This window comes from Paenibacillus sp. EZ-K15, from assembly GCF_002573715.1.
Classification (GTDB): domain Bacteria; phylum Bacillota; class Bacilli; order Paenibacillales; family Paenibacillaceae; genus Paenibacillus_AQ.
This window is the reverse complement of sequence record NZ_PDHM01000018.1, coordinates 141,068-166,842: the sequence shown is the minus strand read 5'-3', so window position 1 is coordinate 166,842 and position 25,775 is coordinate 141,068. Positions and strand designations below refer to the sequence as shown.

Annotated in this window: 25 protein-coding genes; all 25 read left to right on the top strand. The window is 49.2% G+C overall.

The annotated features are described in order from the left end of the window. Nucleotide 1: 1 nt before the first annotated feature. Nucleotides 2–1,411, top strand: coding sequence for a DUF342 domain-containing protein (locus CRG97_RS21015; RefSeq protein ID WP_098747015.1), 1,410 nt, complete (start codon nucleotides 2–4; stop codon nucleotides 1,409–1,411). Nucleotides 1,412–1,469: 58 nt separating this feature from the next. Continuing rightward, nucleotides 1,470–1,781 carry a hypothetical protein gene (locus tag CRG97_RS21010; RefSeq protein WP_098747425.1) on the top strand — a complete coding sequence of 104 codons (312 nt, stop codon included), beginning with the start codon at nucleotides 1,470–1,472 and terminating at the stop codon, nucleotides 1,779–1,781. A gap of 25 nt (nucleotides 1,782–1,806) precedes the next feature. After that, a complete protein-coding gene (locus tag CRG97_RS21005) occupies nucleotides 1,807–2,352 on the top strand; it encodes a hypothetical protein (protein WP_098747013.1) in 546 nt (181 codons plus the stop codon). Beyond that, the gene (locus tag CRG97_RS21000; protein WP_098747011.1) at nucleotides 2,349–2,957 is read left to right on the top strand and encodes an endolytic transglycosylase MltG; all 609 of its coding nucleotides are present in this window, start codon (nucleotides 2,349–2,351) and stop codon (nucleotides 2,955–2,957) included. The genes CRG97_RS21005 and CRG97_RS21000 overlap by 4 nt, the downstream gene beginning before the upstream one ends. 239 nt (nucleotides 2,958–3,196) lie before the next feature. Next, the gene (gene rpsB / locus CRG97_RS20995) at nucleotides 3,197–3,895 is read left to right on the top strand and encodes a 30S ribosomal protein S2 (protein ID WP_036642081.1); all 699 of its coding nucleotides are present in this window, start codon (nucleotides 3,197–3,199) and stop codon (nucleotides 3,893–3,895) included. Nucleotides 3,896–4,141: 246 nt separating this feature from the next. After that, nucleotides 4,142–4,792 carry a translation elongation factor Ts gene (gene tsf / locus CRG97_RS20990; RefSeq protein WP_076325251.1) on the top strand — a complete coding sequence of 217 codons (651 nt, stop codon included), beginning with the start codon at nucleotides 4,142–4,144 and terminating at the stop codon, nucleotides 4,790–4,792. Between the two features lie 296 nt (nucleotides 4,793–5,088). After that, on the top strand, nucleotides 5,089–5,817 hold the full coding sequence (gene pyrH, locus CRG97_RS20985) for a UMP kinase (RefSeq protein ID WP_006211297.1): 729 nt from the start codon (nucleotides 5,089–5,091) through the stop codon (nucleotides 5,815–5,817). After that, nucleotides 5,817–6,371 carry a ribosome recycling factor gene (frr, locus tag CRG97_RS20980; protein ID WP_071220110.1) on the top strand — a complete coding sequence of 185 codons (555 nt, stop codon included), beginning with the start codon at nucleotides 5,817–5,819 and terminating at the stop codon, nucleotides 6,369–6,371. The genes pyrH and frr overlap by 1 nt, the downstream gene beginning before the upstream one ends. Before the next feature lie 73 nt (nucleotides 6,372–6,444). Next, on the top strand, nucleotides 6,445–7,212 hold the full coding sequence (locus tag CRG97_RS20975) for an isoprenyl transferase (RefSeq protein WP_098747009.1): 768 nt from the start codon (nucleotides 6,445–6,447) through the stop codon (nucleotides 7,210–7,212). A gap of 20 nt (nucleotides 7,213–7,232) precedes the next feature. Beyond that, nucleotides 7,233–8,033 (top strand): phosphatidate cytidylyltransferase, encoded by an 801-nt coding sequence (locus CRG97_RS20970; RefSeq protein WP_098747006.1) that lies wholly within the window; start codon nucleotides 7,233–7,235, stop codon nucleotides 8,031–8,033. Nucleotides 8,034–8,050: 17 nt separating this feature from the next. Beyond that, entirely contained in the window at nucleotides 8,051–9,190 is a 1,140-nt protein-coding gene (locus CRG97_RS20965; protein WP_098747004.1) for a 1-deoxy-D-xylulose-5-phosphate reductoisomerase, read from the top strand. Between the two features lie 137 nt (nucleotides 9,191–9,327). Beyond that, the gene (rseP, locus tag CRG97_RS20960; protein WP_430165010.1) at nucleotides 9,328–10,596 is read left to right on the top strand and encodes an RIP metalloprotease RseP; all 1,269 of its coding nucleotides are present in this window, start codon (nucleotides 9,328–9,330) and stop codon (nucleotides 10,594–10,596) included. A 216-nt stretch (nucleotides 10,597–10,812) separates the two neighbouring features. Continuing rightward, a complete protein-coding gene (proS, locus tag CRG97_RS20955) occupies nucleotides 10,813–12,270 on the top strand; it encodes a proline--tRNA ligase (protein WP_098747000.1) in 1,458 nt (485 codons plus the stop codon). Between the two features lie 90 nt (nucleotides 12,271–12,360). Next, a complete protein-coding gene (locus CRG97_RS34040; RefSeq protein ID WP_272914374.1) occupies nucleotides 12,361–12,483 on the top strand; it encodes a hypothetical protein in 123 nt (40 codons plus the stop codon). A 42-nt stretch (nucleotides 12,484–12,525) separates the two neighbouring features. Continuing rightward, nucleotides 12,526–16,842 (top strand): PolC-type DNA polymerase III, encoded by a 4,317-nt coding sequence (locus CRG97_RS20950; RefSeq protein WP_098746998.1) that lies wholly within the window; start codon nucleotides 12,526–12,528, stop codon nucleotides 16,840–16,842. Nucleotides 16,843–17,021: 179 nt separating this feature from the next. After that, nucleotides 17,022–17,483 (top strand): ribosome maturation factor RimP, encoded by a 462-nt coding sequence (gene rimP / locus CRG97_RS20945; RefSeq protein ID WP_076324962.1) that lies wholly within the window; start codon nucleotides 17,022–17,024, stop codon nucleotides 17,481–17,483. 32 nt (nucleotides 17,484–17,515) lie between these two features. Beyond that, entirely contained in the window at nucleotides 17,516–18,613 is a 1,098-nt protein-coding gene (gene nusA / locus CRG97_RS20940) for a transcription termination factor NusA (RefSeq protein ID WP_076324961.1), read from the top strand. A gap of 25 nt (nucleotides 18,614–18,638) precedes the next feature. Further along, nucleotides 18,639–18,950, top strand: coding sequence for an RNase P modulator RnpM (gene rnpM / locus CRG97_RS20935; protein WP_053492673.1), 312 nt, complete (start codon nucleotides 18,639–18,641; stop codon nucleotides 18,948–18,950). After that, nucleotides 18,943–19,266 carry a YlxQ family RNA-binding protein gene (locus CRG97_RS20930; protein ID WP_202618982.1) on the top strand — a complete coding sequence of 108 codons (324 nt, stop codon included), beginning with the start codon at nucleotides 18,943–18,945 and terminating at the stop codon, nucleotides 19,264–19,266. Before rnpM ends, CRG97_RS20930 begins: the two co-directional genes overlap by 8 nt. Next, the gene (infB, locus tag CRG97_RS20925; protein ID WP_098746994.1) at nucleotides 19,259–21,925 is read left to right on the top strand and encodes a translation initiation factor IF-2; all 2,667 of its coding nucleotides are present in this window, start codon (nucleotides 19,259–19,261) and stop codon (nucleotides 21,923–21,925) included. The genes CRG97_RS20930 and infB overlap by 8 nt, the downstream gene beginning before the upstream one ends. A 19-nt stretch (nucleotides 21,926–21,944) precedes the next feature. After that, nucleotides 21,945–22,298: a 30S ribosome-binding factor RbfA gene (rbfA, locus tag CRG97_RS20920; RefSeq protein WP_098746992.1), complete on the top strand. Its 354-nt coding sequence runs from the start codon at nucleotides 21,945–21,947 to the stop codon at nucleotides 22,296–22,298. Nucleotides 22,299–22,328: 30 nt separating this feature from the next. Further along, entirely contained in the window at nucleotides 22,329–23,306 is a 978-nt protein-coding gene (locus tag CRG97_RS20915; RefSeq protein WP_098746990.1) for a DHH family phosphoesterase, read from the top strand. After that, on the top strand, nucleotides 23,303–24,214 hold the full coding sequence (truB, locus tag CRG97_RS20910; protein WP_098746988.1) for a tRNA pseudouridine(55) synthase TruB: 912 nt from the start codon (nucleotides 23,303–23,305) through the stop codon (nucleotides 24,212–24,214). Before CRG97_RS20915 ends, truB begins: the two co-directional genes overlap by 4 nt. A 35-nt stretch (nucleotides 24,215–24,249) precedes the next feature. Continuing rightward, nucleotides 24,250–25,203: a bifunctional riboflavin kinase/FAD synthetase gene (locus tag CRG97_RS20905; RefSeq protein WP_098746986.1), complete on the top strand. Its 954-nt coding sequence runs from the start codon at nucleotides 24,250–24,252 to the stop codon at nucleotides 25,201–25,203. Between the two features lie 165 nt (nucleotides 25,204–25,368). After that, a complete protein-coding gene (gene rpsO, locus CRG97_RS20900; RefSeq protein WP_006211281.1) occupies nucleotides 25,369–25,638 on the top strand; it encodes a 30S ribosomal protein S15 in 270 nt (89 codons plus the stop codon). Nucleotides 25,639–25,775: the final 137 nt, after the last annotated feature.

The window sequence follows — 25,775 nt, the reverse complement described above, 5'->3', positions numbered from 1 at the left end:
ATTGTCTGTAGATTATGCATTGGATCAGTACTTTAGCGTTACGCTATCGGATGACAAGGTCGTCGCCTATATACAGTTCACCAAATGGGAGAAGGATTTCTCTTGCTCCGTAGAAGCTCTTGAACAATTTCTGAGAAGTCATCAGATACGATATGGACTTCAACATGATACGTTGCGGCGAATCGCAGATCATGCGGAGGAGTATCAATATAGTAGAACGCCGATTGCAATGGGAACGGAACCTATGCACGGACAGAACGGCAGAATCGAATTTACCGTTAATTTTGGGAATGAGACGAATCTGAAGCCGCTTGAGATCGAAGATGGCAAAGTGGATTATAAAGAAGTGATTCGTTTAAATAATGTAAAGAAGGGGCAGCTGCTTGCCACCCGAATTCCGCCAACGAAGGGTGTCCCCGGAACGGCGGTGACCGGAGAGGAGATTCCGAGCAAACCGGGAAAGGAAGCTCATTTCAAGGTTGGGAAGAACGTCGTTGTTAACGCCGAGAAAACCGCCATGTACGCTGCAATTGACGGACTCCTCACCAAAACCGAAAAGGGAAAAATCAATGTGTTTCCGGTATATGAGATTAACGGAGATGTTGATTACAGTATAGGTAATATCGACTTTGTCGGTACGGTGGTCATTCGCGGCAATGTGCTGACCGGATTCAGAATCAAGGCAGCAGGGGATATCCGAGTCACTGGCTTTGTGGAAGGAGCCGAGCTGGAGGCTGAAGGCTCGATCGATATATCCGGCGGAATCATCGGTTATAACAAGGGTTATGTCAAGGCGGGTCAGGATGTCAAAAGCTCGTTCATCCAGGATGGAAACGTCATAGCCGGCGCTAGCGTATTTGTCTCGCAGAGCATCATGCACTCCAATATCCGGGCGGTCCGGAATATCGAATGCAACGGTATGAAGGGCCTTGTGGTAGGCGGCATTTTGCAGGCGGGTGAAAAAGGGGTTGCCCGAACGATCGGAAACAGCATGTCGACAGCTACCGTAATTGAAGTTGGTGTTCTCCCCGAGCTGCGGAATGAACTGTCGGATCTTAGAGCCCAATTGAAACAGTCATTGGAAAGTATGGATAAAACCGATAAAGCGCTTTATCTTCTGAATCAGTTAGCTTCCTCGGGTCAATTGTCGCCAGACAAGCTGGCGCTGCGAATCAAACTGAATGCCACCAAAAAATCAAACATGGCAGAACAATCCGATATTAAGGACCGAATGCTGGAAATCGAGAAGATGCTTGAGGATACCGGCAAAGCAAGAGTGAATGTGGTAAAGACGATCTACGGCGGTGCCAAAATTGTCATAGGGCGGTATACCCGCTTTGTTAAGGATCCCACGCAGCGGGTTTCTTTTTACTATCATGAAGGGGATATCACTATGGTACCGCTCTTGTAGGACGGAACAGACGTTTTAAATGCTTGTGGACATGATCCTATATCATGAGGTGATTCCATTGAGTTTGAAATCGGTTGAGATGCAAATTGCGGTCCCCAGAACCAATGAAGCGGGCAAGATGCATAATGAATCCCAGCAGCGCCCGATGAATGATCAGACGCTGCTTGCGGGTGAGTTATCCAAGAACAGCCGTGCGGAAGCCCAGCGAAGCACAGAAGTGAGTGAGACGGCGGAAACAGCCGTGCGCGATGACGGGAGCCGTCAATCCTCTGGTCAGCAACAAGGTCGGGGAACAGCGGAAACGGGCGAGACAGTGGAGCAGCCGGCAGAGCATCCCTATAAAGGCAAAAATTTCGATGTTTCGCTCTAGATAATTTATAGGCATAAAGGAGTTAATGGATTTGAAACCATGGATATATATCGTGCTGCTTGGCATTGCCGCCGTGCTGTATGCTTTTATGCTGCCGAAACGCCGTGAAGAGGCCGTGTCCAGCGAGCGGGTTGTAAAAGAAGTGGAGAACACGCTTGAAGGATATATGGCGGAAATCCAGAACGAGAACGAACAGCTGGTGGAACTGGTTGGTAAGATGAAGAAAGAGCTTGATGCCAAGCAGCAAACACATCAAGAGCAGGTCAGTGATTTGCGGCAGCGCATGCTGGCCATGGAGCAGAAAATGACCGAATCGCAAATGCGTCTTCGAACAGCGGAAGAGAAGCTGGCGCAAACGACTGCGGCCGCTTTTTTGTCTGCAGGAGAGGCTGCAGCGGCTTCCGAAGCCGAGCCTGCACCACTTGTCCATTCCATTAAATCCAGATACGCGGAGCTGTTTGATCTATATGAACAAGGAAAGTCCATCGATATGATTGCCAAGACCACGGGTCTTCAGCGAGGCGAAGTTCAACTTATTATCCAGTTGGCCAAACAGGAGGAATCCGTGTGATCAAGAATCGTACATTTATGATGGGCCTGGGGAGCGGTCTCGTGATCGGCGCGGTGCTGCTTCAGCTGATGTGGATCGGTCAAGGCACAGCCGCATCGGAGACGCAGGAGTTAACGAAGGAGCAGCTGCTGGCAGCAGCGGAAGCTTTGGATATGCAAGTCGTCGAAGGTTCGGACGAGCTGATGACGGCGGAGCAGTGGGAAGAGAAGAGGCTTGGTGAGAGCGCTGGTGAGTCCGAAGAAGGGGCCGATCCTGCACGGAAGACGGGAACGGACAAGCCGGAAGCACCGCAGCAGCCGGAGAAGCCTGAAGCGGGCGTGGATAAGAATCAGGAATCTACTCCCAAAGTGACGGATCCGGCGAAGCCGAAAACGCCAGCCAAAGCGGAAGCGCCTATCAAAGTGAATATTCCAGCTGGAAATAATCTCAGTGATGTGGCAAACAGTCTTTTGCGTGCCGGCGTCATTGATAACAAACAAGCATTCATTAATAAGGCAACCGAGAAAAAGATCAACACCATGATCCAAAGCGGTACATATTCGTTCACAGCAGATGAGAGCTACAATTCGATCATAACCAAAATCACAGCAAAACCCTCCAACTAGCCCTTCGGTTGAGAGTGGTTTTTTTCTTTACAGGATCTGCTTGCAGCCGTTGATGGAATAGACCTGTTCAAGTGCACAAAAGACATTGCAACCTGCCCATGGTTATGTTATAGTAATTGACGGTGTTAAAACACACGCTAGAGTGATTTCGTTGAGGGTGCTTCCAGGATTGGGAGTCTTAATGAAAAATGATCTTGGCGGAGGGACACACAAAAACCAAACTTAGGAGGTGCGTGAAGATGGCAGTAATTTCCATGAAACAGCTTTTGGAAGCTGGCGTACACTTCGGTCACCAGACTCGTCGCTGGAACCCGAAAATGGATAAATTTATCTTCACTGAAAGAAACGGTATCTACATCATCGACCTGCAAAAAACGGTCAAGAAAGTTGAAGAAGCATTCAACTTCGTGAAAAACGTAGCTGGAGAGAACGGTACAATCCTGTTCGTCGGCACGAAAAAACAAGCTCAAGATTCCGTGAAGGAAGAAGCAGAGCGTTGCGGTATGTACTACATCAACCAACGTTGGCTCGGCGGAACTTTGACTAACTTCGAAACGATCCAAAAGCGTATTAACCGCTTGAAGCAGCTCGAAGCTTGGGAAGAGGACGGCACGTTCCAAGTATTGCCTAAGAAAGAGGTTATCCTTCTCCGCAAAGAGAAAGATCGTCTTGAGAAATTCTTGGGTGGTATCAAGAACATGAAGGGTCTTCCGAGCGCATTGTTCGTTATCGATCCTCGCAAAGAGCGTATCGCCGTAGCGGAAGCTCGCAAATTGGGTATCCCAATCGTTGGTATCGTTGATACGAACTGTGATCCGGATGAAATCGACTATGTAATCCCAGGTAACGATGACGCGATTCGCGCTGTCAAATTGTTGACTGGTAAAATGGCCGATGCTGTTGTTGAAGCTCACCAAGGCGAAGAAACAACTGCGTAATCAGGATTAAACGTATAAATCATGAATTAAATGAAAAGGGTGGTTGGTAGGTGTATAACCTCTCACTGCCCTTTTTTTAAGATGTTAGAACGGGTGACGTGCGAATAACGCGTGGAATCCGGAGCCTGGCATCGCAGGGGAAGAACAACTACTTAACGCGGTCTGAATCTTGGAGAGAACAATCGTATGACGGTTTTCTAGAGGTTCAAGCGCAAACTTTATCATACCAATTTGGAGGGAATTCTAATGGCAGTAACAGCTAGTGCGGTAAAAGAACTTCGCGAAAGAACAGGCGCGGGCATGCTGGATTGCAAAAAAGCGCTGGATGAAACAAATGGTGATATCGACAAAGCGGTCGCAGTACTTCGCGAAAAAGGTTTGTCTGCAGCAGCTAACAAAGCTGGACGTATTGCAACTGAAGGCGTTGTCGAGTCTTATATTCACGGCGGCGGACGAATCGGCGTTCTCGTTGAAATCAACTGTGAAACCGACTTCGTAGGTAAAACAGATCAATTCAAAGAGTTTGCTCGCGATATCGCTATGCATATTGCCGCTGCAAACCCTAAATATGTTCGTCGCGAAGAAGTGCCAACGGAAGAGCTTGAGAAAGAAAAAGAAATTTTGAAAAACCAAGCCCTGAACGAAGGCAAGCCTGAAAAAATCGTTGAAAAAATGGTTGAAGGCCGCATCAACAAATACTATGAAGAATATTGCTTGCTTGAGCAGTCCTTCATCAAAGATCCTGATAAAACGATCAACACGCTGCTTAACGAAAAAATCAGCACGATCGGTGAGAACATCTCCATCCGTCGTTTTGCTCGTTTTGAATTGGGCGAAGGCTTGGAGAAAAAACAAGACAACTTCGTTGAAGAAGTTATGTCCCAGGTGAATAAATAAGCCGAATAGGCTAATATAAGTTATAGAAAAGAGTGGAACACACCTGTGTTCCTTCTTTTTTAAGAGATATAAAGGCATAAGAGAGATAAGATTGTTATAAATTCGGAGTAAGGCACCCTTATCTCACAAGAAAGTGTGGATTTAAGTCTTGATTAGACGACCAGAAGTTTCTACTTGAGACGGATGTGTTTACCCGATTTTTATAAACCGTCAAGCAGTGTGCCGGTGTGTCTGTCTGTCGTTTTTCAAACGGGCGTCGTATACTTAGGCGCCGTCTTAAAGTGGAGGGTTATCATTTGGAACAGCCTGTATATAAACGAGTGATATTGAAAGTCAGTGGGGAATCCCTTTCAGGGCAGAATGGATATGGTATTGATGCTGAGACGATCTCATCGATCGCTGAGCAGGTTCGTGAGGTTGTCGAGCTTGGTGTGGAGGTCGCGATCGTGTGCGGCGGCGGAAACATCTGGCGCGGTATCGCTGGCAGCGCGAACGGAATAGACCGTGCAACAGCAGATTATATGGGGATGTTGGCAACGGTGATGAACTCTTTGGCATTGCAAGATGCTTTGGAGCAGATCGACGTGCCGACTCGGGTGCAAACCTCTATCTCCATGCAGCAAATTGCGGAGCCGTATATTCGCCGTAGAGCCATTCGGCATTTGGAAAAAGGTCGTGTCGTTATTTTTGCGGCAGGAACAGGTAACCCCTACTTCTCCACCGATACGACTGCAGCGCTTCGCGCAGCGGAAATCGAAGCAGAAGTGATTCTCATGGCGAAGAACAAGGTGGACGGAGTGTACTCCGCTGATCCATTTAAGGATGAAACTGCCGAGAAGTACGAGCAGCTGACGTATCTAGACGTATTGAACAAAAACCTTGGGGTAATGGACTCTACAGCTTCATCGTTATGTATGGACAACAACATCCCGCTCATCGTCTTCGCTATTACGGAGCAAGGTAATATCAAGCGCGTCGTTCTGGGCGAGAAAATCGGAACGATCGTTAAAGGGAGTGTAGATTAATGCCGCAATCGGTGAAAAAGAATGCAGAAGAACGCATGGAAAAAGCGATCCTGTCTTTGAAGCGTGACCTGGCAACGCTGCGCGCAGGACGGGCAGCGCCAGCCCTACTCGACCGGATCACGGTGGAATACTACGGAGCGCCAACTCCGCTGAATCAGCTGGCTAACATCAGTACGCCGGATTCCAGAACGCTCATGATCCAGCCTTGGGACAAGTCGTCCTTGGCCGATATCGAGAAAGCGATCATGAAATCGGATGTCGGATTGACGCCGGCGAATGATGGTAATCAAATTCGCCTCGTCGTACCTGCACTGACGGAAGAGCGCAGAACCGAGCTGGTGAAAATGACGAAGAAATTCGGCGAGGAAGCGAAAGTGGCCATCCGCAACATTCGCCGTGATGCCAACGACGACATCAAAAAATTGGAGAAAACAGATATTTCCGAGGACGAGTCCCGGAGACATCAGGAAGATATCCAAAAAGCGACGGATAAATTTATCGCAGAAGTCGACAAAGTCCTCGTTGCTAAAGAAAAAGAGATTATGGAAGTATAAGAGACTTGTGGCCCCTCCTGTCAATGGTGGGGTTTGTCTCTTTTTTTGCAGAAAGATGCCTGGAGGAAATGGAATGATCAAACGGGTTCGATCGTGGTTGAATCAGGAGGACAGTCAGCAGACGCATCAGCTCTCTCCGGACAACATCCCACATCATGTTGCCATCATCATGGATGGTAATGGACGCTGGGCAAAACGGCGCGGTATGCCGCGAATCATTGGCCATCAGAATGGCATGAAGGCTGTCAAAAGAGCGGCCATCGCTGCCGATGATTTGGGAATCAAAATATTGACGATGTATGCCTTTTCGACAGAAAATTGGACGCGTCCGAAGGATGAGGTCGATTTTCTGATGAAGCTTCCGCAAGAGTTCCTGGCTATTGAGCTGGAGGAGCTGATCGAAAAAAATGTCCAGGTCCGCATGATGGGGCATCCGGAAGACCTTCCGTCCCATACCGTGTCTGCGATGGAAGAAGCAGTTGCGAAGACAGCCGGCAATGACGGGCTTGTGCTTAACTTTGCGCTCAATTACGGCAGCCGGAAAGAGATCACCGAAAGTGTCAAGGCGCTCGGACGAGATGTGCGAGACGGAATTCTTCGTCCTGAGGATATTACAGAGGAACTGATTGGCCAGCGGCTCCTCACAGGCGAATTGCCGGATCCGGATTTACTGATCCGCACAAGCGGCGAGCTGCGGCTGAGTAATTTCATGCTGTGGCAGTTAGCGTATAGTGAGCTATGGTTTACGGATGCCTATTGGCCGGAGTTTACCAAAGATCATTTGGTGGAGGCCATAGCCGATTATCAACAAAGAACAAGGCGCTACGGTGGACTTTCGTAGCCGATGGAGGATGGAACGTTTTGAAACAGCGATTGATTACCGGAATTATAGCGGGAGCGGTCTTTTTAGGATTATGTTTCATAGGCGGTCTATGGTACCATCTTCTTATTCTGGCGATGGCGCTAATCGGTTATTATGAGTTTGTGCGCATGACCAATACGGCACCGTTCGGGGGAACGGCATGGATTGGGTACGCGGGGGTGCTGCTGCTTGTATTTCCATGGGGTCCGCTTAATTTGAATATTCAGATCCCGTGGGAACATGTACTTTGGCTCCTGCTGCTTTTATTTTTGCTGGCGACCGTAACGACGAAGAATGTAATTGATATCAAACGGGTTTCATTATTATTTTTGGCATCAGCGTATATCGGAATCGGATTTTCCTTTATCGCCGAATCACGACATGCTCCTGACGGCCATGGCGTATTCTGGACTTTTCTGCTTCTGGCCTCGATCTGGGCAAGTGATGCGGGAGCGTATTTTGTCGGACGCGCCATGGGGCGCCATAAATTATGGCCTTCCATAAGCCCGAACAAAACGGTTGAGGGTGCACTCGGCGGTGTGGTCATTGCCGTGTTCACATCACTGCTCTTTTCATTCTTCTCAGATGGATTCCTGACGGCTGGACAAGCGATTCTGATCGGACTTTCCTGCGCTGTTATCGGTCAACTCGGAGATTTGGTGCAATCCGCTTATAAACGGGTGTATGACATCAAGGATTCGGGCAAACTGCTGCCGGGCCATGGAGGGATACTGGATCGATGTGACAGTTGGATCGTCGTATTTCCGTTTGTACATATATTGAGTCTCCTGCCTTACTGATGAAAGGAAAGATGTGCATGAAGAAGATCAGCGTACTCGGCTCCACTGGCTCCATAGGTACCCAGACCTTGGATGTCGTGAGGAAACACCGGGAACATTTTCAGATTGAGGGCCTTGCAGCAGGGAGTAATAAGGAAGTGCTGCTTCAGCAGGTCAAGGAATTTTCTCCGCGTAAAGTGTCCGTTGCCACGAAAGAGCTTGCTGACAGCATCAGGCATGATCTTCCTGCCGGAACCGAAGTGTTCCATGGTCATGAAGGCTTGATCGAGATTGCGGCAGCGACGGATGCGGAAATGGTGGTTACAGCGGTCGTTGGAAGCATGGGGCTGTCCTCTACGCTTGCAGCGATCGATGAGGGGAAGACAATCGGGCTTGCCAATAAGGAAACGTTGGTAACTGCTGGTCATCTGGTTACGGCTCGAGCGGCTGCAAAAGGGGTAAAACTCTTGCCGATTGATAGTGAGCATTCCGCCATATTCCAATGCCTCAACGGAGAGCGGCATGAAGATATTGAACGGATCACGCTGACGGCTTCCGGAGGCTCATTCCGGGATTATACCCGTGAACAACTGGTTAACGTTACGGTGGAGGATGCGCTTAAACATCCAAACTGGTCCATGGGTGCCAAAATCACGATTGATTCGGCCACCATGGTCAATAAAGGGCTTGAGGTGATGGAGGCCCACTGGTTGTATGATATTCCTTATGACAATATTTCCGTGCTTCTTCATCCGGAAAGCATCATTCACTCTTTTGTGGAATTCCGTGATTCGAGCATCATTGCCCAGCTCGGCAACCCTGATATGCGGGTTCCGATTCAATATGCGCTGACTTATCCGGAGCGGTGGTCTTCGCCTGCGCCAAGGCTATCTTTGGCAGAAGCGGGCAAGCTGCATTTCCGGGAGATGGACCTTGAACGTTTTCCTTGTTTAAGGCTTGCTTATGAATGTGGTAAAATGGGTGGGACAGCGCCAACGGTATTCAATGCTGCCAATGAAATTGCGGTTGCCCGGTTTCTCCGCGGCGAAATCTCTTTTCTGCGGATAGAAGAGATCATTGAGGAAGTGCTGCAAAGCCATCATGCAGTGTCGGAACCGGCACTGGAGACGATTGAAGAGAATGATCGAATCGCACGTGAATTAGCTTCCCGACTATAGGATTTGAAGTGTTTTTGAAATCTCCCTTGAAAAAAAGCGGACAGCTTGTGATTCTCTTGTGGACGACAGGAGAATAATGATAATCTATAGGGACATACTGCGTTCTCAGAGGAAAAGGGGGATGTAAAGAATTGGAAATGGTTCGGGTCGTTTTTTTAACGGTGCTCATGTTTTTTGTGATCGTTACCGTGCACGAATGGGGTCACTATTATTTTGCCCGGCGTGCCGGAATATTGGTACGCGAGTTCGCGATTGGATTTGGTCCAAAGCTGTTCTCATATAAACGCAATGAAACACAGTTTACGCTTCGTCTTCTTCCGTTCGGCGGATACGCCCGCATGGCCGGAGAAGATCCGGAACTTGTCGAGATTCAGCCCGGTCAGACGATTGCGGTTCGATTGAATGCAGAGAATCAAGTGAAAAAGATTTATCTGGATCAACTCGACAACCGTAAGAATGTTATTCGCGGCGAAGTCCAGTTTATGGATATGGTGGATCGTTTGTCGGTTAGGCTTGATGTGGATGGTGAATTCCAGCAATTTGAAATTCATCCGCAAGCCTTAACGGTAGCCAAAGGTGTCGAGACGCAGATCGCACCGAGAGATCGCCAATTCGGCAGCAAAACCGTGGGCCAAAGAGCGCTTGCGATTTTTGCCGGTCCTGTCATGAACTTCATTCTGGCCTTCGTGCTGTTTGCCCTTCACATCCAAATGGCCGGTATACCGGTTGAGAATCCAACCTATGTGCAGATTGGCGAGATTACTAAAGGCATGCCAGCAGATGAAGCCAATCTGAAAGAGGGAGACATCATCGAGAGCATTAACGGAACCGCCATTGGTGCCGATTATCAGAAGATGATCGAATTGATTGCGGCTTCCAAGGACAAGCCGATGGAATGGACGGTACGCCGGGGTGAGGAGTCGTTTGATCTGACCTTAACTCCGCGGACCATGGAGGGTCAGGAAGGCGGCAAGGTCGGGATTGTTCCCAAGCTTCCTACGCGATCCGCAGGGATTGGGGAGACAATTACCAGTTCCGGGACCGCAATGGTAGATACAACGAATATTATCTTCCAGGGTTTCAGACAGTTGATTCAGAAGTTCTCCATGGATGATCTTGGCGGTCCTGTACGGACGTTCGAAGTGACGGGACAAATCGCCAAACAGGGTATCGAACAGCTGACCTATTGGGCAGCCATTCTAAGCTTGTATCTGGGCATATTCAATCTGCTGCCGATACCGGCATTGGATGGAAGCCGGCTCGTATTCTTAGGGATTGAAGCTTTAAGAGGCAAGCCAGTTGACCCGAACCGAGAAGGCATGGTTCATTTTATCGGGTTTGCGATGCTGTTCCTGTTAATGATAGCCGTAACCTATAACGATATTTTGCGTTTGATCAACGGATAAACCCTAAGGTACGGCTCGGTGCGCCAGCCGCAACGAATGCCGTACCTTTTCTATTGTTAGCAGATTATGACGCGTCACTATCTAGCAAATGGAGTTACTATAAGGGCTGGCTTTATAGCCGCAGCTCGTTCACACATATCGCCAATAACGCCAGTCGAGCCGCCTGAATCAGGAGCTTTGACCATGCGTTTTATTAATGGGAGGCACACGATTTATATGTCTAAGGAATCGAAGGATAAACAATTCGTGACGGAGATTACGCCGCAAGCGGAAGATTTCTCGCGCTGGTATATCGATGTCATCAAAAAAGCGGACCTGATGGATTATTCTCCAGTCAGAGGCTGCATCGTCTTCAAACCGGACGGTTATGAAATTTGGGAGCATATCCAGGAAGAGTTGGATCGGCGCTTTAAGGCGACGGGCCATCGGAATGCGTATTTCCCGCTGTTCATTCCCGAGAGCTTTTTCCAGAAGGAGAAGGAGCATGTCGAAGGATTTAATCCGGAGCTGCCATGGGTAACGGAAGCGGCTGGAGAGAAGCTGGAAGAGCGTCTGGCAATCCGTCCGACTTCTGAAACGATGTTCGGGCATATGTATTCCAAATGGATTCAATCCTATCGTGATCTCCCTGTGCTGATCAACCAGTGGGCCAACGTGGTACGCTGGGAAAAACGCACGCTGCCATTCCTTCGCACGAGCGAGTTTCTATGGCAAGAAGGCCATACTGCTCATGAAACGGAAGTTGAGGCAAGAGGGGAAACCATGCAAATGCTGGATATCTATCAGCAATTCGTAGAGGACTATCTCGCGATTCCGGTAATCAAAGGACAGAAGACACCTTCGGAGAAATTCGCGGGCGCCGTGGATACATTCTCGATCGAAGCGATGATGAAAGACGGACGAGCTGTACAGGCAGGTACTTCGCATTATATGGGTACCAACTTCTCACAAGCTTTTGACATTCAATATTTGAACCGTGAAAATACGCTGGAATACGCTCATACAACATCCTGGGGCGTCAGCACGCGTCTCATTGGCTCCTTGATTATGGTTCACGGGGATGACCGGGGATTGGTGCTTCCTCCTAAAGTCGCACCAACGCAAGTGATCATGATTCCAATCGGTCCACCGAAGACGAGAGACGCGGTTGTGGGTCGTACGGACGAGCTGTTCCGTGAACTGAAATCCGCAGGTATCCGCGTACGCGTTGACGATAATCCGGATGTGCGTCCAGGCTGGAAATTCAATGAGTATGAAATGCGCGGAGTTCCGGTGCGTCTGGAGATCGGGCCGCGTGACATGGAGAATGGCGTGTGCGTGCTTGTCTCCCGCATCACAGGCGAGAAGAAAATCGTAGAGCAAGCTAATCTGACCGAGGAAGTACAGAATATGCTGGAGCAGGTGCACCAGGAAATGTTCGAGCGCGCGAAGCAGTTCCGTGAGGATCATTTCTATTCCGTGGAAACGCTGGATGAAATGAAGGAAAGCATGGAAGAAAAACGCGGGTTTACCTTGGCAGGATGGTGCGGTTCGGAAGCTTGTGAAGATACTGTCAAGCAAGAAACCGGTGCTACGAGCAGAAACATTCCGTTTGAACCGTCTGAGAAGAAAACCAAGTGTCTCGTATGCGGTGATGATGCGAAACATACGGTGCTGTTCGCGAGAGCGTACTAGTAAATCGATATTATGAGTTCCCGGCAAGTTTGGATGAGGGAGGAGTCCTTCGTCCAAAACCGGAATTCATCATCTGGAGTAAGCTTCCGGATGGCAGTATGGCGGACGCTCTTCTTTTTGGGGCAGGACGAATGGGTGCTGCCAGCGGAGGCTTTATTCTATTTTTTCACATCGACTAAACGCAGTCTGTCTTCTGTGGATGTACGTCGATAGAAGTTTTTCTTATAGCTTTGTGCAATGCAGGGGGAGGGAACCATGGGCACAACAGAAGATAAAAGGAAGCGATTTGAACTGCTGGTCAAGCAGGGAGATGTTCCGGCCAATCTGGTGGAACCCTATTTTTTGGATGGTGTGATCGAGCAAGTAGAGACAAGCAGGGCCAGCAAGGACTGGAGAATAACCGTCCTGAAGGAGACCTTGGTTCCAGCTGAGGTCTATCGTACATTTTGTCTAAGAATTCAGGAGAAGATGGGGCATATCGCGAAGATCAAATTTGTGTTCCGATATGGAAGCGGCGTTCCCGAAGCAGATATCGTGCAAGAATACTGGGGCTTGTTTCTAGAGTGGGCACATCGGGAGATCCCTTCAGTTAATGGATGGATGGCAAGGGCCAAATACGAGGTGGAAGATGGGCAAGTCCTTCTCTCCATGTCGGATGGCATGTCGCTTGAGCTTGCCCGAAAGAAACAGATCGATGCCGCCATTGCCCGTTTTTTCGGACAATATTTTGATCTGACGCTGCGTGTGAAGATGCAGGTTGGCGATAATGGTCAGGCAGCTTATGAGGAGTTCGAGCAGAGGAAGCGCGAGGAAGAGCGCGAAGTGATCGAGCAGATCATGAGCAGCATGGAAGCTGAGCTGGACGCGGAAGATGAGGAAGAGGGCGCGGTTCGGCTGCAGGTTGGGTATGATATCAAGGATCAACCGGTTCCGCTCCAGGAGATCCAAGACGAAGAAAAGAAAATTACGATTCAGGGGACCATCTTCGGATTGGATCGTAAGGAGCTTCGTAACGGCAGTACGTTATTCACATTCTATCTAACGGATTTCAGCGATTCCTTGCAAATGAAAATGTTTGGCAAGACGAAGGATGATCTTAAGGTATTGAGCCTACTTGAAAACGGCAAGTGGGTGAAGGCTCGCGGACGGGTTGAATATGACCGGTTTATGCAGGTGCCTGAGCTGGTGATGATCCCGTCTGATCTCAACGAAGTACCGTCGCCTCCTTCGCGCAAGGATAACGCGGCCGAGAAGCGGGTGGAATTCCATCTGCATACGACCATGAGCACGATGGACGCGGTCACGCCGATCGACCGTTATATCAAAACAGCGGCGAGTTGGGGACATAAAGCCATCGCCGTAAGTGATCATGGTGGTGTACAGTGTTATCCTGATGCAGCAAAGAACGCCAAGAAGCATGGCATTAAAATGATGTACGGCGTTGAGGCCAATGTCGTGAATGATGCCGTCAACATCGTGGAACAGGCACAGCCGATTGAACTCAGCAGTGCCACTTATGTGGTATTCGATATTGAAACCACAGGTTTGTCCATTACCGCAAACAAAATCATCGAGCTTGCTGCCGTGAAGATGAACGATGGCAAGGAGATTGATCGCTACGCGACCTTCGTTAATCCGCACGAGAGAATCCCGTACCATATTCAGCAATTGACCAATATCAATGACGATATGGTTAAGGATGCTCCTGAACTGGAGCCGGTATTGAAAGAGTTTGTTGAATTCGTTGGGGATGCCGTACTTGTGGCTCACAACGCTCGATTTGACATGGGGTTCATTCAGGCAGCACTTAAGAATGCCGGAATGGATACGCTCGACAATCCCTCCCTGGATACGCTGGAGCTTGCACGTCTGGTGCATCCGGGACTTAAGAATCATCGTCTTAACACATTAGCAGATAAGTATAAGGTACTGCTCGAAAGCCATCACCGCGCGATTGACGATACGATTGCGTTGGCTGGAATCCTGAACGGGCTCCTTAGCGATGTGGACAAAACCAAAGGCGTCAAGATGCTGGACCGCCTCAATGATTACGTCGGTACGGATCTGTCCAATACCCGTCCTTTCCACTGCGGTATTTATGCTTTGAATATGACGGGCAAGAAAAACCTCTACAAGCTGATCTCCATGTCACATACCGAATATTTCAAGCGAGTGCCGTGTATTCCTAAATCCAAGCTTCAAGAGATGCGAGATGGGTTACTGGTGCTATCCGGCTGCGAAAAAGGGGAGTTCTTCGAAACGGTGCTGAACAAAACGGAGGAGGAAGCCGAAGAGATTGCGGACTTTTACGATGTTTTGGAGATTCAGCCGTTGACGATGTATATGCATCTGGTGGACAAAGGCTTGGTAGGCAGTCCCGAAGAGATAAAAACCGCAATTTCCAAAGTCGTGCGCATTGGGGAAAAGCTGAACAAGCCAGTCATCGCCACAGGAAACGTGCACTATCTTGAACCGCGGGATAAGCTGTTCCGGGACATTACCATCCATGGGATTACCGGTTTCAGCCCGCTCAAGGATATGCGCAAGCCGGATGCCCATTTTCGGACTACGGAAGAGATGCTCGAAGAATTCGAGTTTTTGGGACAGAACAAATGTTATGAAGTTGTTGTGACGAACACTAGCGAGCTGGCCGACCGCTTTGAAGAGTTGGAATTGTTCCCGGATAAGCTGTTTACGCCGATTCTGGATGGCGCGGATGAAGAAATCCGCAACACCTGCTACGACACGGCCAAGTCCATTTATGGCGAGAACTTGCCGGAAGTCGTAGTGGCCCGGTTGGAGAAAGAGCTTGAGCCGATCATTAAATACGGTTTCTCAGCGAACTATTTGATTTCCGAGAAACTGGTTAAGAAATCAAACCGGGACGGCTATTTGGTTGGTTCACGGGGTTCCGTAGGCTCATCCGTCGTTGCCACGTTCCTCGGCATATCCGAGGTTAACCCGCTTCCTGCCCATTACATTTGCTTGAACAGCGACTGCAAGCACAGCGAATGGTTCCTGGACGGCAGCGTGCCGAGTGGATTCGACTTGCCGGACAAAGCTTGTCCGGAATGCGGAAACATGATGAAAGGCGAGGGACAGGATATACCATTCGAAACCTTCCTGGGTTTTAAAGGGGATAAGGTTCCCGATATTGACTTGAACTTCTCCGGTGAATATCAGCCGCATGCCCATAATTTCACCAAAGAGATGTTTGGCGAGGAGAATGTATTCCGTGCCGGAACCATCGGTACCGTGGCAGAGAAGACGGCGTTTGGTTTTGCCAAAAAATACGAGGAACACAACAACAAGCGCTGGCGGGGCGCGGAATTAAACCGGCTTGCATCAGGCTGTACCGGCGTCAAGCGAAGCACGGGCCAGCATCCCGGCGGTATTGTCGTTGTGCCGGATTACATCGAAGTGGAAGAGATCACGCCGGTGCAATTCCCTGCGGACGATGTCAACGCGGAGTGGAAAACGACGCATTTCGATTATCATGCCTTTGAAGCGAATCTGCTCAAGCTTGATATACTCGGGCACGATGATCCAACCATGATGAGAATGCTTCAGGATTTGACCGGTGTGGATCCAACGACCATTCCGATGAACGATTCGAAAGTGATGAGCATGTTCAACTCAACGGAAGCGCTGGGCGTCAAGCCGGAGCAAATACGCTCGCCGGTGGCCACCTTCGGCGTGCCGGAGATGGGAACCAAATTCGTACGCCAGATGCTGGTGGAATCGCAGCCGTCGAGTTTTGCCGACTTGTTGCAAATCTCGGGTCTGTCACATGGAACCGGCGTTTGGCTCGGCAATGCTCAAGAGCTCATCAAGAATGGTACATGCAACATCAAAACCGTTATTGGTTGCCGCGACGATATCATGTTGTTCCTGATTTATAAGGCAGGCATGGATGCTAGCCTCGCATTTAAGATAACGGAAAGCGTGCGTAAAGGCCGGGGGTTGTCACAGGAATGGATTGACGAGATGAAGAAATGCAAAGTGCCGCAGTGGTACATTGATTCCTGTCTCAAAATCCAGTACATGTTCCCGAAAGCCCACGCCGCCGCGTATGTTATCTCAGCGGTGCGGACGGCTTACTTCAAGCTTTATTATCCGATCGAATATTATGCAACGTACTTCTCGGTTCGAGCCGAGGATTTCGATATCGAATTATGCTGTCAGGGCTATGAGGCGATTTATCGCCGAATTGAAGAGATTGAGCAGCTGGGCTTCGGAGCAAGCCCGAAGGAAAAAGGGATGCTGCCGATTCTGGAGATGGCGCTGGAGATGACGGCAAGGGGCTTCTCGTTTAAGAACATCGATCTGTATCAATCGGATGCGCTCCGATTCAAGGTGGATGGAGATTCGCTCATTCCGCCATTCTCTGCACTGCAGGGGATCGGTGATAATGCCGCCCGCAATATTGCTGCCGCACGTGAATTCGGTGAATTCCTCTCCATAGAGGATTTCCAGCAAAAATCGAAGGCAAGCAAAACCGCCGTGGAGCTGTTAACCCAAATGGGATGCTTCCGCGGTCTGCCGGAGAGCAATCAGTTGTCATTGTTCTGATTCTTGTCATCCTTTCATGGCCGTGACGCCTTGACAGTCAAGGAGTCATACTTGTCACTATTACCAGACTATGTTATAATTTTTTTGGTAATCATGGAGATAAAACCGTTGTGTAAAGAGTGGGGCAACCCACTCTTTACTCTTTGGTATATAGGAAATCAACTTGGAGGTTATGTTCTTTGAGCACATCAAAGATTAAAACGACTGTGGAAGAAATGGTGCAGCCGTATTTGGACGAACACGGCTTTGAACTGGTAGATGTGGAATACGTTAAGGAAGGAAGCAACTGGTTCTTGCGCGTGTTTGTTGATAAAGACGGCGGCATTGACATTGACGATTGCGGTTTAATCAGTGAATACCTGAGCCAGAAGCTGGACGAGAACGATCCGATCCCGACAGCTTATTTTCTTGAAGTCTCTTCTCCTGGCGCGGAACGTCCCCTGAAGAAAAAAGAGGATGTTGCGAAGTCAGTCGGCAAGAACGTGTTTGTTACGGTATACGAGCCGATTAACGGGTTGAAAGAGTTTGAAGGCAAGCTGGAATCCTTCGATAACGAGGAGCTAGTCATTCAAACCGTCAAGAAGCAGCACGTGATTCCATATGCAAAAGTAGCCAGTGCCAGATTGGCCATCATTTTTTAAACGGAAGTTTTGAAAGGGGGAACCGATTTTCAATGAGTATGGATTTTATTGAAGCGATGAATGAGTTGGAAAGAGAAAAGGGCATCAGCAAAGATGTGCTGTTTGAAGCCATTGAAGCGGCACTGATCTCGAGTTACAAGCGCAATTTCAACACGGCGCAAAATGTACGGGTAGACATGAATCGCAATACGGGTGTCATCAAGGTGTTCGCGCGGAAGCTGATTGTGGACGAGGTGCTGGATCCGCGGACTGAAATTTCGCTGCATGCGGCCCGGGAAATCAATCCGCATTTTCAGATTGAAGATATAGCGGAAATCGAGGTTACGCCACGTGATTTCGGACGGATCGCAGCTCAAACGGCAAAGCAAGTTGTCACCCAGCGCATTAGAGAAGCCGAACGAGGCCTGATCTACAGCGCTTTTATTGACAAGGAAGATGATATCGTAACGGGTACGCTGCAGCGCCAAGATTTACGAAACATCTATATCGACCTTGGCAAGATCGAGGCGGCCTTGCCGCTTACCGAGCTTATGCCTAACGAGAAGTTCAAGCATGGCGACCGGATCAAAGCTTACATTACCAAGGTTGAGAACACAACCAAGGGGCCGCAGATTATGCTGTCCCGTACGCATCCGGGCCTCTTGAAGCGCCTGTTCGAGCTTGAAGTGCCGGAAATCTTTGATGGCGTCGTTGAAATTCGCTCGGTTGCGCGTGAAGCTGGATTCCGCTCCAAAATTGCGGTATTTTCCCGCAACGATGAAGTCGATCCGGTTGGTTCTTGCGTAGGACCTAAGGGTATGCGCGTGCAGACAATTGTCAATGAGCTTCGCGGCGAAAAAATTGACATCGTGCGCTATTCCGATCAGGTTGAAGAATACGTGGCCAATGCGCTCAGCCCATCCAAAGTACTTGAAGTTCAAGTATTTGAAGATGAGAAGATGGCGCGTGTAATTGTTCCGGATTATCAACTCTCGCTTGCGATTGGGATCAAAGGCCAGAATGCTCGTCTCGCGGCGAAGCTGACAGGCTGGAAGATTGATATTAAGAGCGAAAGTCAGGCGGAGCAGGAATTTGGCAGACCGAAGTCCCAATCAGGTGAAATGCACCAGGATTCCGTCTCTGTCGATTAATTCCAAATGACAGGGGGTTGTCGTCTTGAAACAGAGAAAGATACCGCTGCGTAAATGTGTAGCGTGTCAGGAAATGATGCCGAAGAAAGAGCTTATCCGGATTGTTAGGACGCCCGAGGATGCTGTCCTGATCGATCTCACCGGCAAAAAGTCGGGACGGGGAGCGTATTTATGCGGCAAAGTTTCCTGCTTCAAGCTGGCACACAAAAATAAAGCACTGGATCGAGCGTTGAAACAACATGTGAAGCCTGAGATCTATGAACAGTTGGCACAGGATTTCATCAAGGTGGAAGATGAATTCCTGGCTGCAAAAGAGAGTGCTGCCGATGATGAATAGGGCGCTTTCTCAGCTCGGCCTGGCCATGAGGGCAGGTAAGGTGGTTACCGGGGATGAGATCGTGCTCAAAGCCATCCGGTCTTCTGAAGCAAAATTGGTTATTCTGGCGGGTGACGCCTCAGTTAATACAAAAAAGAAGTTCCGCGATAAATGCGGTTCTTACAATATCCCTCTGGTAATCGGATTTGACCGGGAAAGTCTGGGCACAAGTATAGGTAAACCCGAGCGGGTTGTGCTGGCAGTTACGGATCAAGGATTCGCAGAAATGATCTCCAAGAAAATGGAGACAATGTCGGAGGTGGAGTATATTGAGTAAACAGGAAAACAAAGACAATAAACTTCGAGTATACGAATATGCTAAATCGTTGAACATGAGCAGTAAAGAAATTATCACGATCCTCAAACGTTTGAACATTCCGGTCAATAACCATATGAGCGTAATGGAAAACGATACGGTGTCCAAGGTAGAGCAGTTTTTCAAAGATATCAAATCGAATGCAGCAGCCAAGCGGGATAGTGGTGACGCTTCCCGAACCGAGAACCGTAAACCAGCGGTTTCCGGAGCCAATGTGGCTGCGACTGTATCCAATGCAAAAACAGAAGGCACTTCCGCTAGTGTAAGTGCCGAAGGCAACCGTAATGGGCAGGACGGTATGCGTAATTCAGGACAGAGAGCACCAGGACAACAAGGTCAAAGCCAGCCCAAAAAACAACAGGAAAAGCAGGTAGGTATGAATAGTAGAACGAATCAAAACACTCAGAACACTTCAGGTTCCCAGCGTCCCCAAGGTGGGCAGGATACCCGAAGAAATCAGTCTGGCTCCGCACAAGGAAGTCAGCAGAACAATCGTAGCCAATCATCCAGACCAGGCGGCAGCACGCAGACCGGATCACGTCCTCAGGGCGGAGGTCAAGGCGGCGCACGTCCGCAAGGCAATAATCAAGGTGGAACGCGTCCGCAGGGCAGCAACAACCAAGGCGGAGCGCGTCCTCAGAGCAAGCCGGGTGGAACCGGAGGCGGTTTCTCAGGATCCAACAATAACAATAGCAATAACAGCAATGGCCAGAACCGCAATTCCAGAAACAACAATAACAATCGTTCAGACTCCAAGCGTTTTGATGACAACCGTCAGGGAGGATTCCGTGGCAACAATCGCGGTGGAAAGAACAACCGCGGCCGGAATCAATATAATCAGCAGCCGCCTCGCGAGAAAATCGACAACACGCCGAAGAAAATTATCGTCCGTGGGAACATGACCGTCGGTGAAACGGCGAAGCTGCTTCATAAGGACGCTTCCGAAGTCATCAAGAAGCTGATTTTCCTCGGCGTGATGGCCACCATCAACCAGGAGCTGGATATCGATACGATTCTATTGCTCGCTGGTGAATTCGGTGTAGAAGTCGAAGTGAAAATTCCGGTAGAGGAAGATCGTTTTGAGACCGTTGAAGAAAACGATGCTCCTGAAGAACTGAAAGAGCGTCCACCAGTCGTTACTATTATGGGTCACGTCGACCACGGTAAAACGACGCTGCTTGATGCGATCCGTTCCGCGAACGTATCTAGTGGCGAAGCTGGCGGTATTACGCAGCATATCGGTGCTTACCAAGTCGAGATCAATAACAAGAAGATTACGTTCCTGGATACACCGGGTCACGAAGCGTTTACAGCCATGCGTGCCCGTGGTGCACAAGTAACGGACATGACGATCATCGTGGTTGCGGCTGACGACGGCGTAATGCCACAGACAGTCGAAGCGATTAACCATGCCAAAGCAGCAGGTTTGCCGATCATCGTTGCCGTGAACAAAATCGATAAACCGGATGCTAACCCGGATAAAGTTAAACAAGAATTGACGGAATACGAGTTAGTGCCTGAAGAGTGGGGCGGAGATACCATCTTTGTTAACGTTTCGGCGAAACAGCGGATGGGTCTGGAAGACTTGCTTGAAATGATCCTTCTGGTAGCAGAAGTGAATGAATACAAAGCAAATCCTGACAAACGCGCACGCGGTACCGTTATTGAGGCTGAGCTGGATAAAGGCAGAGGTCCGGTAGCACGCATTCTCGTTCAGCATGGTACATTGAAAGTGGGCGACGCCTTCGTAGCAGGCAACTGCTTTGGACGTATTCGTGCGATGGTGAACGATAAAGGCCGTCGATTAAAAGAAGCGGGTCCTTCAACACCAGTTGAAATTACCGGTTTGACTGAAGTTCCAGGTGCCGGCGATCCGTTTATGGTGTTTGAGGATGAGCGTAAAGCGCGTAATATCGCTGATAAGCGTGCGATTACCCATCGTCAATCCGAGTTGAACACGAATACTCGCGTGACGCTGGATGACCTGTTCCAACACATTAAGGACGGCGAGATCAAAGATCTTAACGTGATTATCAAAGGTGACGTACAAGGTTCTGTTGAGGCACTGAAAGGTTCCTTGAACAAAATCGAAGTGGAAGGCGTTCGCGTCAAAATTCTCCACAGCGGTGCCGGGGCGATCACGGAGTCCGATATTATTTTGGCAGCTGCCTCCAACGCGATTGTTATCGGCTTTAACGTTCGTCCGGACGTCCAAGCGAAACAAACCGCCGAGCAGGAAAAGGTTGATATTCGTCTGCACCGTGTAATATATAATGTAATCGAGGAAATTGAGCAAGCTATGAAGGGGATGCTCGATCCGGAGTACAAAGAAACCGTGATCGGTCATGCGGAAGTCCGCAACACCTTTAAAGTGAGCAAAGTGGGTACGATTGCAGGATGTATGGTGACATCCGGTAAAATTACGCGTAACGCAGAAGCTCGCTTGATCCGTGACGGCATTGTCGTTCATGAAGGCAAGATCGATTCCCTCAAGCGCTTTAAAGATGACGCTAAAGAAGTGGCACAAGGTTATGAGTGTGGTATTACCTTGGTAAGCTATAGCGACGTCAAAGAAGGAGACGTAATCGAAGCCTTCATCATGGAGACGGTAGAGCGCTAACGAATGAGGTGATCAGACCATGGCAAAAATCAGAACTGGGCGCGTAGGCGAGCAGATTAAAAAAGAGCTCAGCCAACTGATCCAAACGGAGATGAAAGACCCAAGAATCGGTTTCATTACTGTGACCGGTGTTGATGTTACAAATGACCTGTCTCAAGCGAAGGTATACCTGAGCGTGCTCGGCGACGACGAGCAGAAGGCAGCTTCCTTAAAAGGGTTGGAGAAGGCAAGCGGCTTTCTCCGCTCCGAGCTGGGCAAGCGGATCCGACTCCGGCATGTGCCGGAGCTGATCTTCAAATTCGATGATTCCATTGCGTATGGCAGCCATATTGAAAAGCTGCTGACCGAAATCGTGGATCACGAAGAGAAATAGAGTAGTTCGTTTTTATAAAGGAGAGGGCGAATGCAGACCTATGAACAAGAGCTGCAGCAGGTGAAATCATTCCTGCTGGAGCACGATGATTATTTGGTTGTGTCGCATGTTCAGCCCGATGGAGATGCAGTCAGTTCCACCCTTGCGGTGGGCTGGCTTCTCTCATGTCTGGGCAAGAAATTCACGATGATCAATGAGGGGCCCATTCCAAAACGCATGAAAATGTTGTGGCATGCAGAAGACATTCTCAATCTGTCTGAACAGCAGCCAGGAAGAACGTTCTCTCACGTCATTTGTGTGGATTGTGCGGATTTTGCTAGAGTAGGCTATACGAAACAGGTATTTGCCGATCAGGCAAGCATCGTTAATATTGACCATCATCCAACAAATGATCGTTATGGAGCCGTCAACCTGGTCGTGCCGGATGCGGCAGCAACCGCAGAAATCCTTTATGATTTGCTGAATTTGTTTGAAGTGGACTGGGATGCCGATATTGCAACGGCGATTTATACGGGATTGCTAACGGATACCGGCGGTTTTCGGTACTCGAATACATCGCCCAAGGTTATGAGCATCGCTTCCGATCTGTTGTCCTACGGCGTGAACGGACCCGAAATTGCGGAAACGTTACTAGAGGAAATGACGCTTCCACAGATGAAAGTGCTGGTTCAGGCATTAAATACGTTAAGTGTGTCGGATGATGGTAAAATAGCCTGGGTATACGTAACGCCTGAGTTTATGGAATCATGCGGCGCCGTTAGCGAGGATCTGGAAGGGATTGTGAATTACCCCCGAAACATTCAGGGAGTTGAAGTCGGGATTCTATTCAAGTCACTGAAATCCGGAATGGTCAAGGCGAGTTTGCGTTCAGCCGGAAAAGTGGATGTTGCGGCATTAGCCCAGATATTTGGAGGAGGCGGCCATGTTCGGGCAGCCGGCTGCAGCATTGAAGGCTCCCTTCATGACATCATCCCTAGAGTAGTAGAGCAGGTGAGATTAAAGCTATGACGCAATTAGAAGGCATCTTGGCCGTTCACAAACCGGCAGGCTGGACATCACACGATGTGGTGGCGAAGGTTCGGGGAATGGTTCGCATGAAGCGAATTGGACATACGGGTACGCTGGACCCCGAAGTAACAGGCGTGCTTCCGTTATGCCTGGGGAGAGCCACGCGAGTAGTGGAATACCTGCAGGAACTGCCTAAAGAGTATCACGCGGTCCTCCGCCTTGGATATTCGACGGATACCGAGGATATCACCGGGCAAGTGGTAGAGACGGCAGATGATGTTCATGTGACCAGAGAAGAGGCGCTTGAAGCGCTGCAATCTTTTACAGGCCAGATTTCTCAGATCCCACCCATGTTTTCCGCTGTCAAAATCAATGGTAAACGATTATACGAGCTTGCCAGAGAAGGTAAGACCGTGGAGCGCAAGAGCCGGACCGTAACGATTCATGAAATCGAAATGACGGATTTTGATGCTGAAGGGGATTATACGGAAATTTCTTTTCGAGTATTGTGCTCCAAAGGTACATACATCCGCACGCTTTGCGTGGATATCGGGAGGAAACTCGGCGTGCCGTCTGTCATGGTTAAGTTGGTACGCACTGTATCGGCGGGAATCACGGAGGAGCAGTGCTTAACCCTGGAGCAAATTGAGCAGTTCATGATGGATGAAACGCTGCACACCCGGCTTATTCCCGTGGATCAAGCGATTGATTATCTGCCGAAGCATACGGTTTCTGAAGAGAAAACGGATGCTGCCCTGCAGGGACAGCGATTGTCCTCGAGAGCGGTAGAACCACCTGTTGACAGCTCGGAGCCTATTCGCTTGTATGATATAAAGGAAAACTTTCTGGGAATCTATCAGCGGCAAGAGGAGACAGGGGCTATCGTTCCTGTGAAAGTATTTTCCTAAGCATGACTGGATTTAGTGAGTGGAGGTGAGTAATCATGAGGATTGTTTCTTTATCTTATCCTGTATCTTCTGATATCGTACGAGAAGCTGCCGAGCCGAAGGTAGCTGCAATCGGCCAGTTCGACGGTCTTCACCTGGGACATGCCAGCGTGCTTTCGACCGCTGTCAATATTGCGCGGGAGAATGGAGTGCCGGCTGCCCTCATTACCTTTTATCCTCATCCGAAAGACGTGATTGGTAAAGGGAGCTATGAGGGATATCTGACGCCTCAGCCTGACAAGCAGCAGCTGCTTGAGGAGATGGGCATCGATATTTTGTACGTTGTCGAGTTCAATAAGGAGTTCTCCCAGGTGAGTCCGGAAACATTTGTTGAAGAGATGCTGTTTCCCTTGAATCTTCAAACAGCGGTGGTCGGGTTTGATTTCCGTTTCGGCCATAAAGGCGCCGGTGACGCAGTCAAACTTCAGGAACTCGGTGAAGACCGGATGTCTGTCGTTACGGTTCCGCCATTCTTGGTAGATGGCGAGAAGGTAGGAAGTTCATCCATACGGATTGCCTTGAAAACGGGACAGCTGTCGGATGCGAACCGCTGGTTCGGACGGAATTATCATATCCGCGGCACGGTCATTCATGGGGAGAAGCGGGGAAGAAAGATCGGTTTTCCTACCGCTAACCTGGAATTGACGGATCCGTTCGTGGTACCTGCATTAGGCGTCTATGCCGTTCGGGCACGCACAGATAAGCATCACGACTGGATTCCGGGCGTGATGAACATCGGCGTGAAACCAACGTTCCATGAAGGGATCACAGAGCCTATTTTTGAGGTGCATCTGTTTGATTTTGAAGGGGATCTGTATGATCAGACCATGACGGTGGATATCGTTCAATATATCCGCAAGGAGCATAAATTCGAATCGGTTCAGGAGCTTGTGGAATGGATTCAGCGAGATGCCGTCGAGGCTCGCAAAATATTAGAAGTCAGTGAATAAACGTTTTGGGACAAATTGTTCGCAAACGGATTTTCTTTTTCAGGTAAAGTATGCTATACTCTTAGAGGTCGCCTGAAGATTGGGCGATTTTAACCTTGGCTTGGATGTTCGATCTCACCGTCGGTACCTGGGCCAACGGCGATTATAATGAGGGAGGTGAACAGGATGGCATTAACTCAAGAACGTAAACAACAACTGATTGACGAGCACAAAACTCATGAGTCCGATACAGGATCTCCAGAGGTGCAAATCGCTATCCTAACGGAAAACATTACGAATTTGACTGACCACTTGCGTACACACAAGAAGGATCATCATTCCCGTCGTGGATTGTTGAAAATGGTCGGCCAACGCCGTAAGTTGCTTGCATACTTGAAAAACAAGGATGTTAAACGTTACAGTGCTTTGATCGAGAAGCTTGGATTGCGTCGCTAATCATCCATAAGATGTGCCGAAAACAGCCTGGTTGTCCACTGTCCTTCTTGGAACGACAGCGGCGCAGCCGGGCTCTTTTCTAAGTATTGTACAATTTACCGTTTTCGAGCTTCCCCACAAAGTACTGCGTACGCTTC

Excerpts from the sequence above, each read along its gene's own strand:
- rseP (WP_430165010.1), top strand. The coding sequence starts at position 9,328 with ATGGTTCGGGTCGTTTTTTTAACGGTGCTCATGTTTTTTGTGATCGTT.
- CRG97_RS20915 (WP_098746990.1), top strand. The coding sequence starts at position 22,329 with ATGCAGACCTATGAACAAGAGCTGCAGCAGGTGAAATCATTCCTGCTG.
- rbfA (WP_098746992.1), top strand. The coding sequence starts at position 21,945 with ATGGCAAAAATCAGAACTGGGCGCGTAGGCGAGCAGATTAAAAAAGAG.
- CRG97_RS20975 (WP_098747009.1), top strand. The coding sequence starts at position 6,445 with ATGATCAAACGGGTTCGATCGTGGTTGAATCAGGAGGACAGTCAGCAG.
- truB (WP_098746988.1), top strand. The coding sequence starts at position 23,303 with ATGACGCAATTAGAAGGCATCTTGGCCGTTCACAAACCGGCAGGCTGG.
- nusA (WP_076324961.1), top strand. The coding sequence starts at position 17,516 with ATGAGTATGGATTTTATTGAAGCGATGAATGAGTTGGAAAGAGAAAAG.
- CRG97_RS20905 (WP_098746986.1), top strand. The coding sequence starts at position 24,250 with ATGAGGATTGTTTCTTTATCTTATCCTGTATCTTCTGATATCGTACGA.
- CRG97_RS20930 (WP_202618982.1), top strand. The coding sequence starts at position 18,943 with ATGAATAGGGCGCTTTCTCAGCTCGGCCTGGCCATGAGGGCAGGTAAG.
- CRG97_RS20950 (WP_098746998.1), top strand. The coding sequence starts at position 12,526 with ATGGGCACAACAGAAGATAAAAGGAAGCGATTTGAACTGCTGGTCAAG.
- rpsO (WP_006211281.1), top strand. The coding sequence starts at position 25,369 with ATGGCATTAACTCAAGAACGTAAACAACAACTGATTGACGAGCACAAA.
- frr (WP_071220110.1), top strand. The coding sequence starts at position 5,817 with ATGCCGCAATCGGTGAAAAAGAATGCAGAAGAACGCATGGAAAAAGCG.
- CRG97_RS20965 (WP_098747004.1), top strand. The coding sequence starts at position 8,051 with ATGAAGAAGATCAGCGTACTCGGCTCCACTGGCTCCATAGGTACCCAG.
- rpsB (WP_036642081.1), top strand. The coding sequence starts at position 3,197 with ATGGCAGTAATTTCCATGAAACAGCTTTTGGAAGCTGGCGTACACTTC.
- CRG97_RS34040 (WP_272914374.1), top strand. The coding sequence starts at position 12,361 with ATGGCAGTATGGCGGACGCTCTTCTTTTTGGGGCAGGACGAATGGGTG.
- proS (WP_098747000.1), top strand. The coding sequence starts at position 10,813 with ATGTCTAAGGAATCGAAGGATAAACAATTCGTGACGGAGATTACGCCG.
- tsf (WP_076325251.1), top strand. The coding sequence starts at position 4,142 with ATGGCAGTAACAGCTAGTGCGGTAAAAGAACTTCGCGAAAGAACAGGC.
- CRG97_RS21005 (WP_098747013.1), top strand. The coding sequence starts at position 1,807 with ATGGATTTGAAACCATGGATATATATCGTGCTGCTTGGCATTGCCGCC.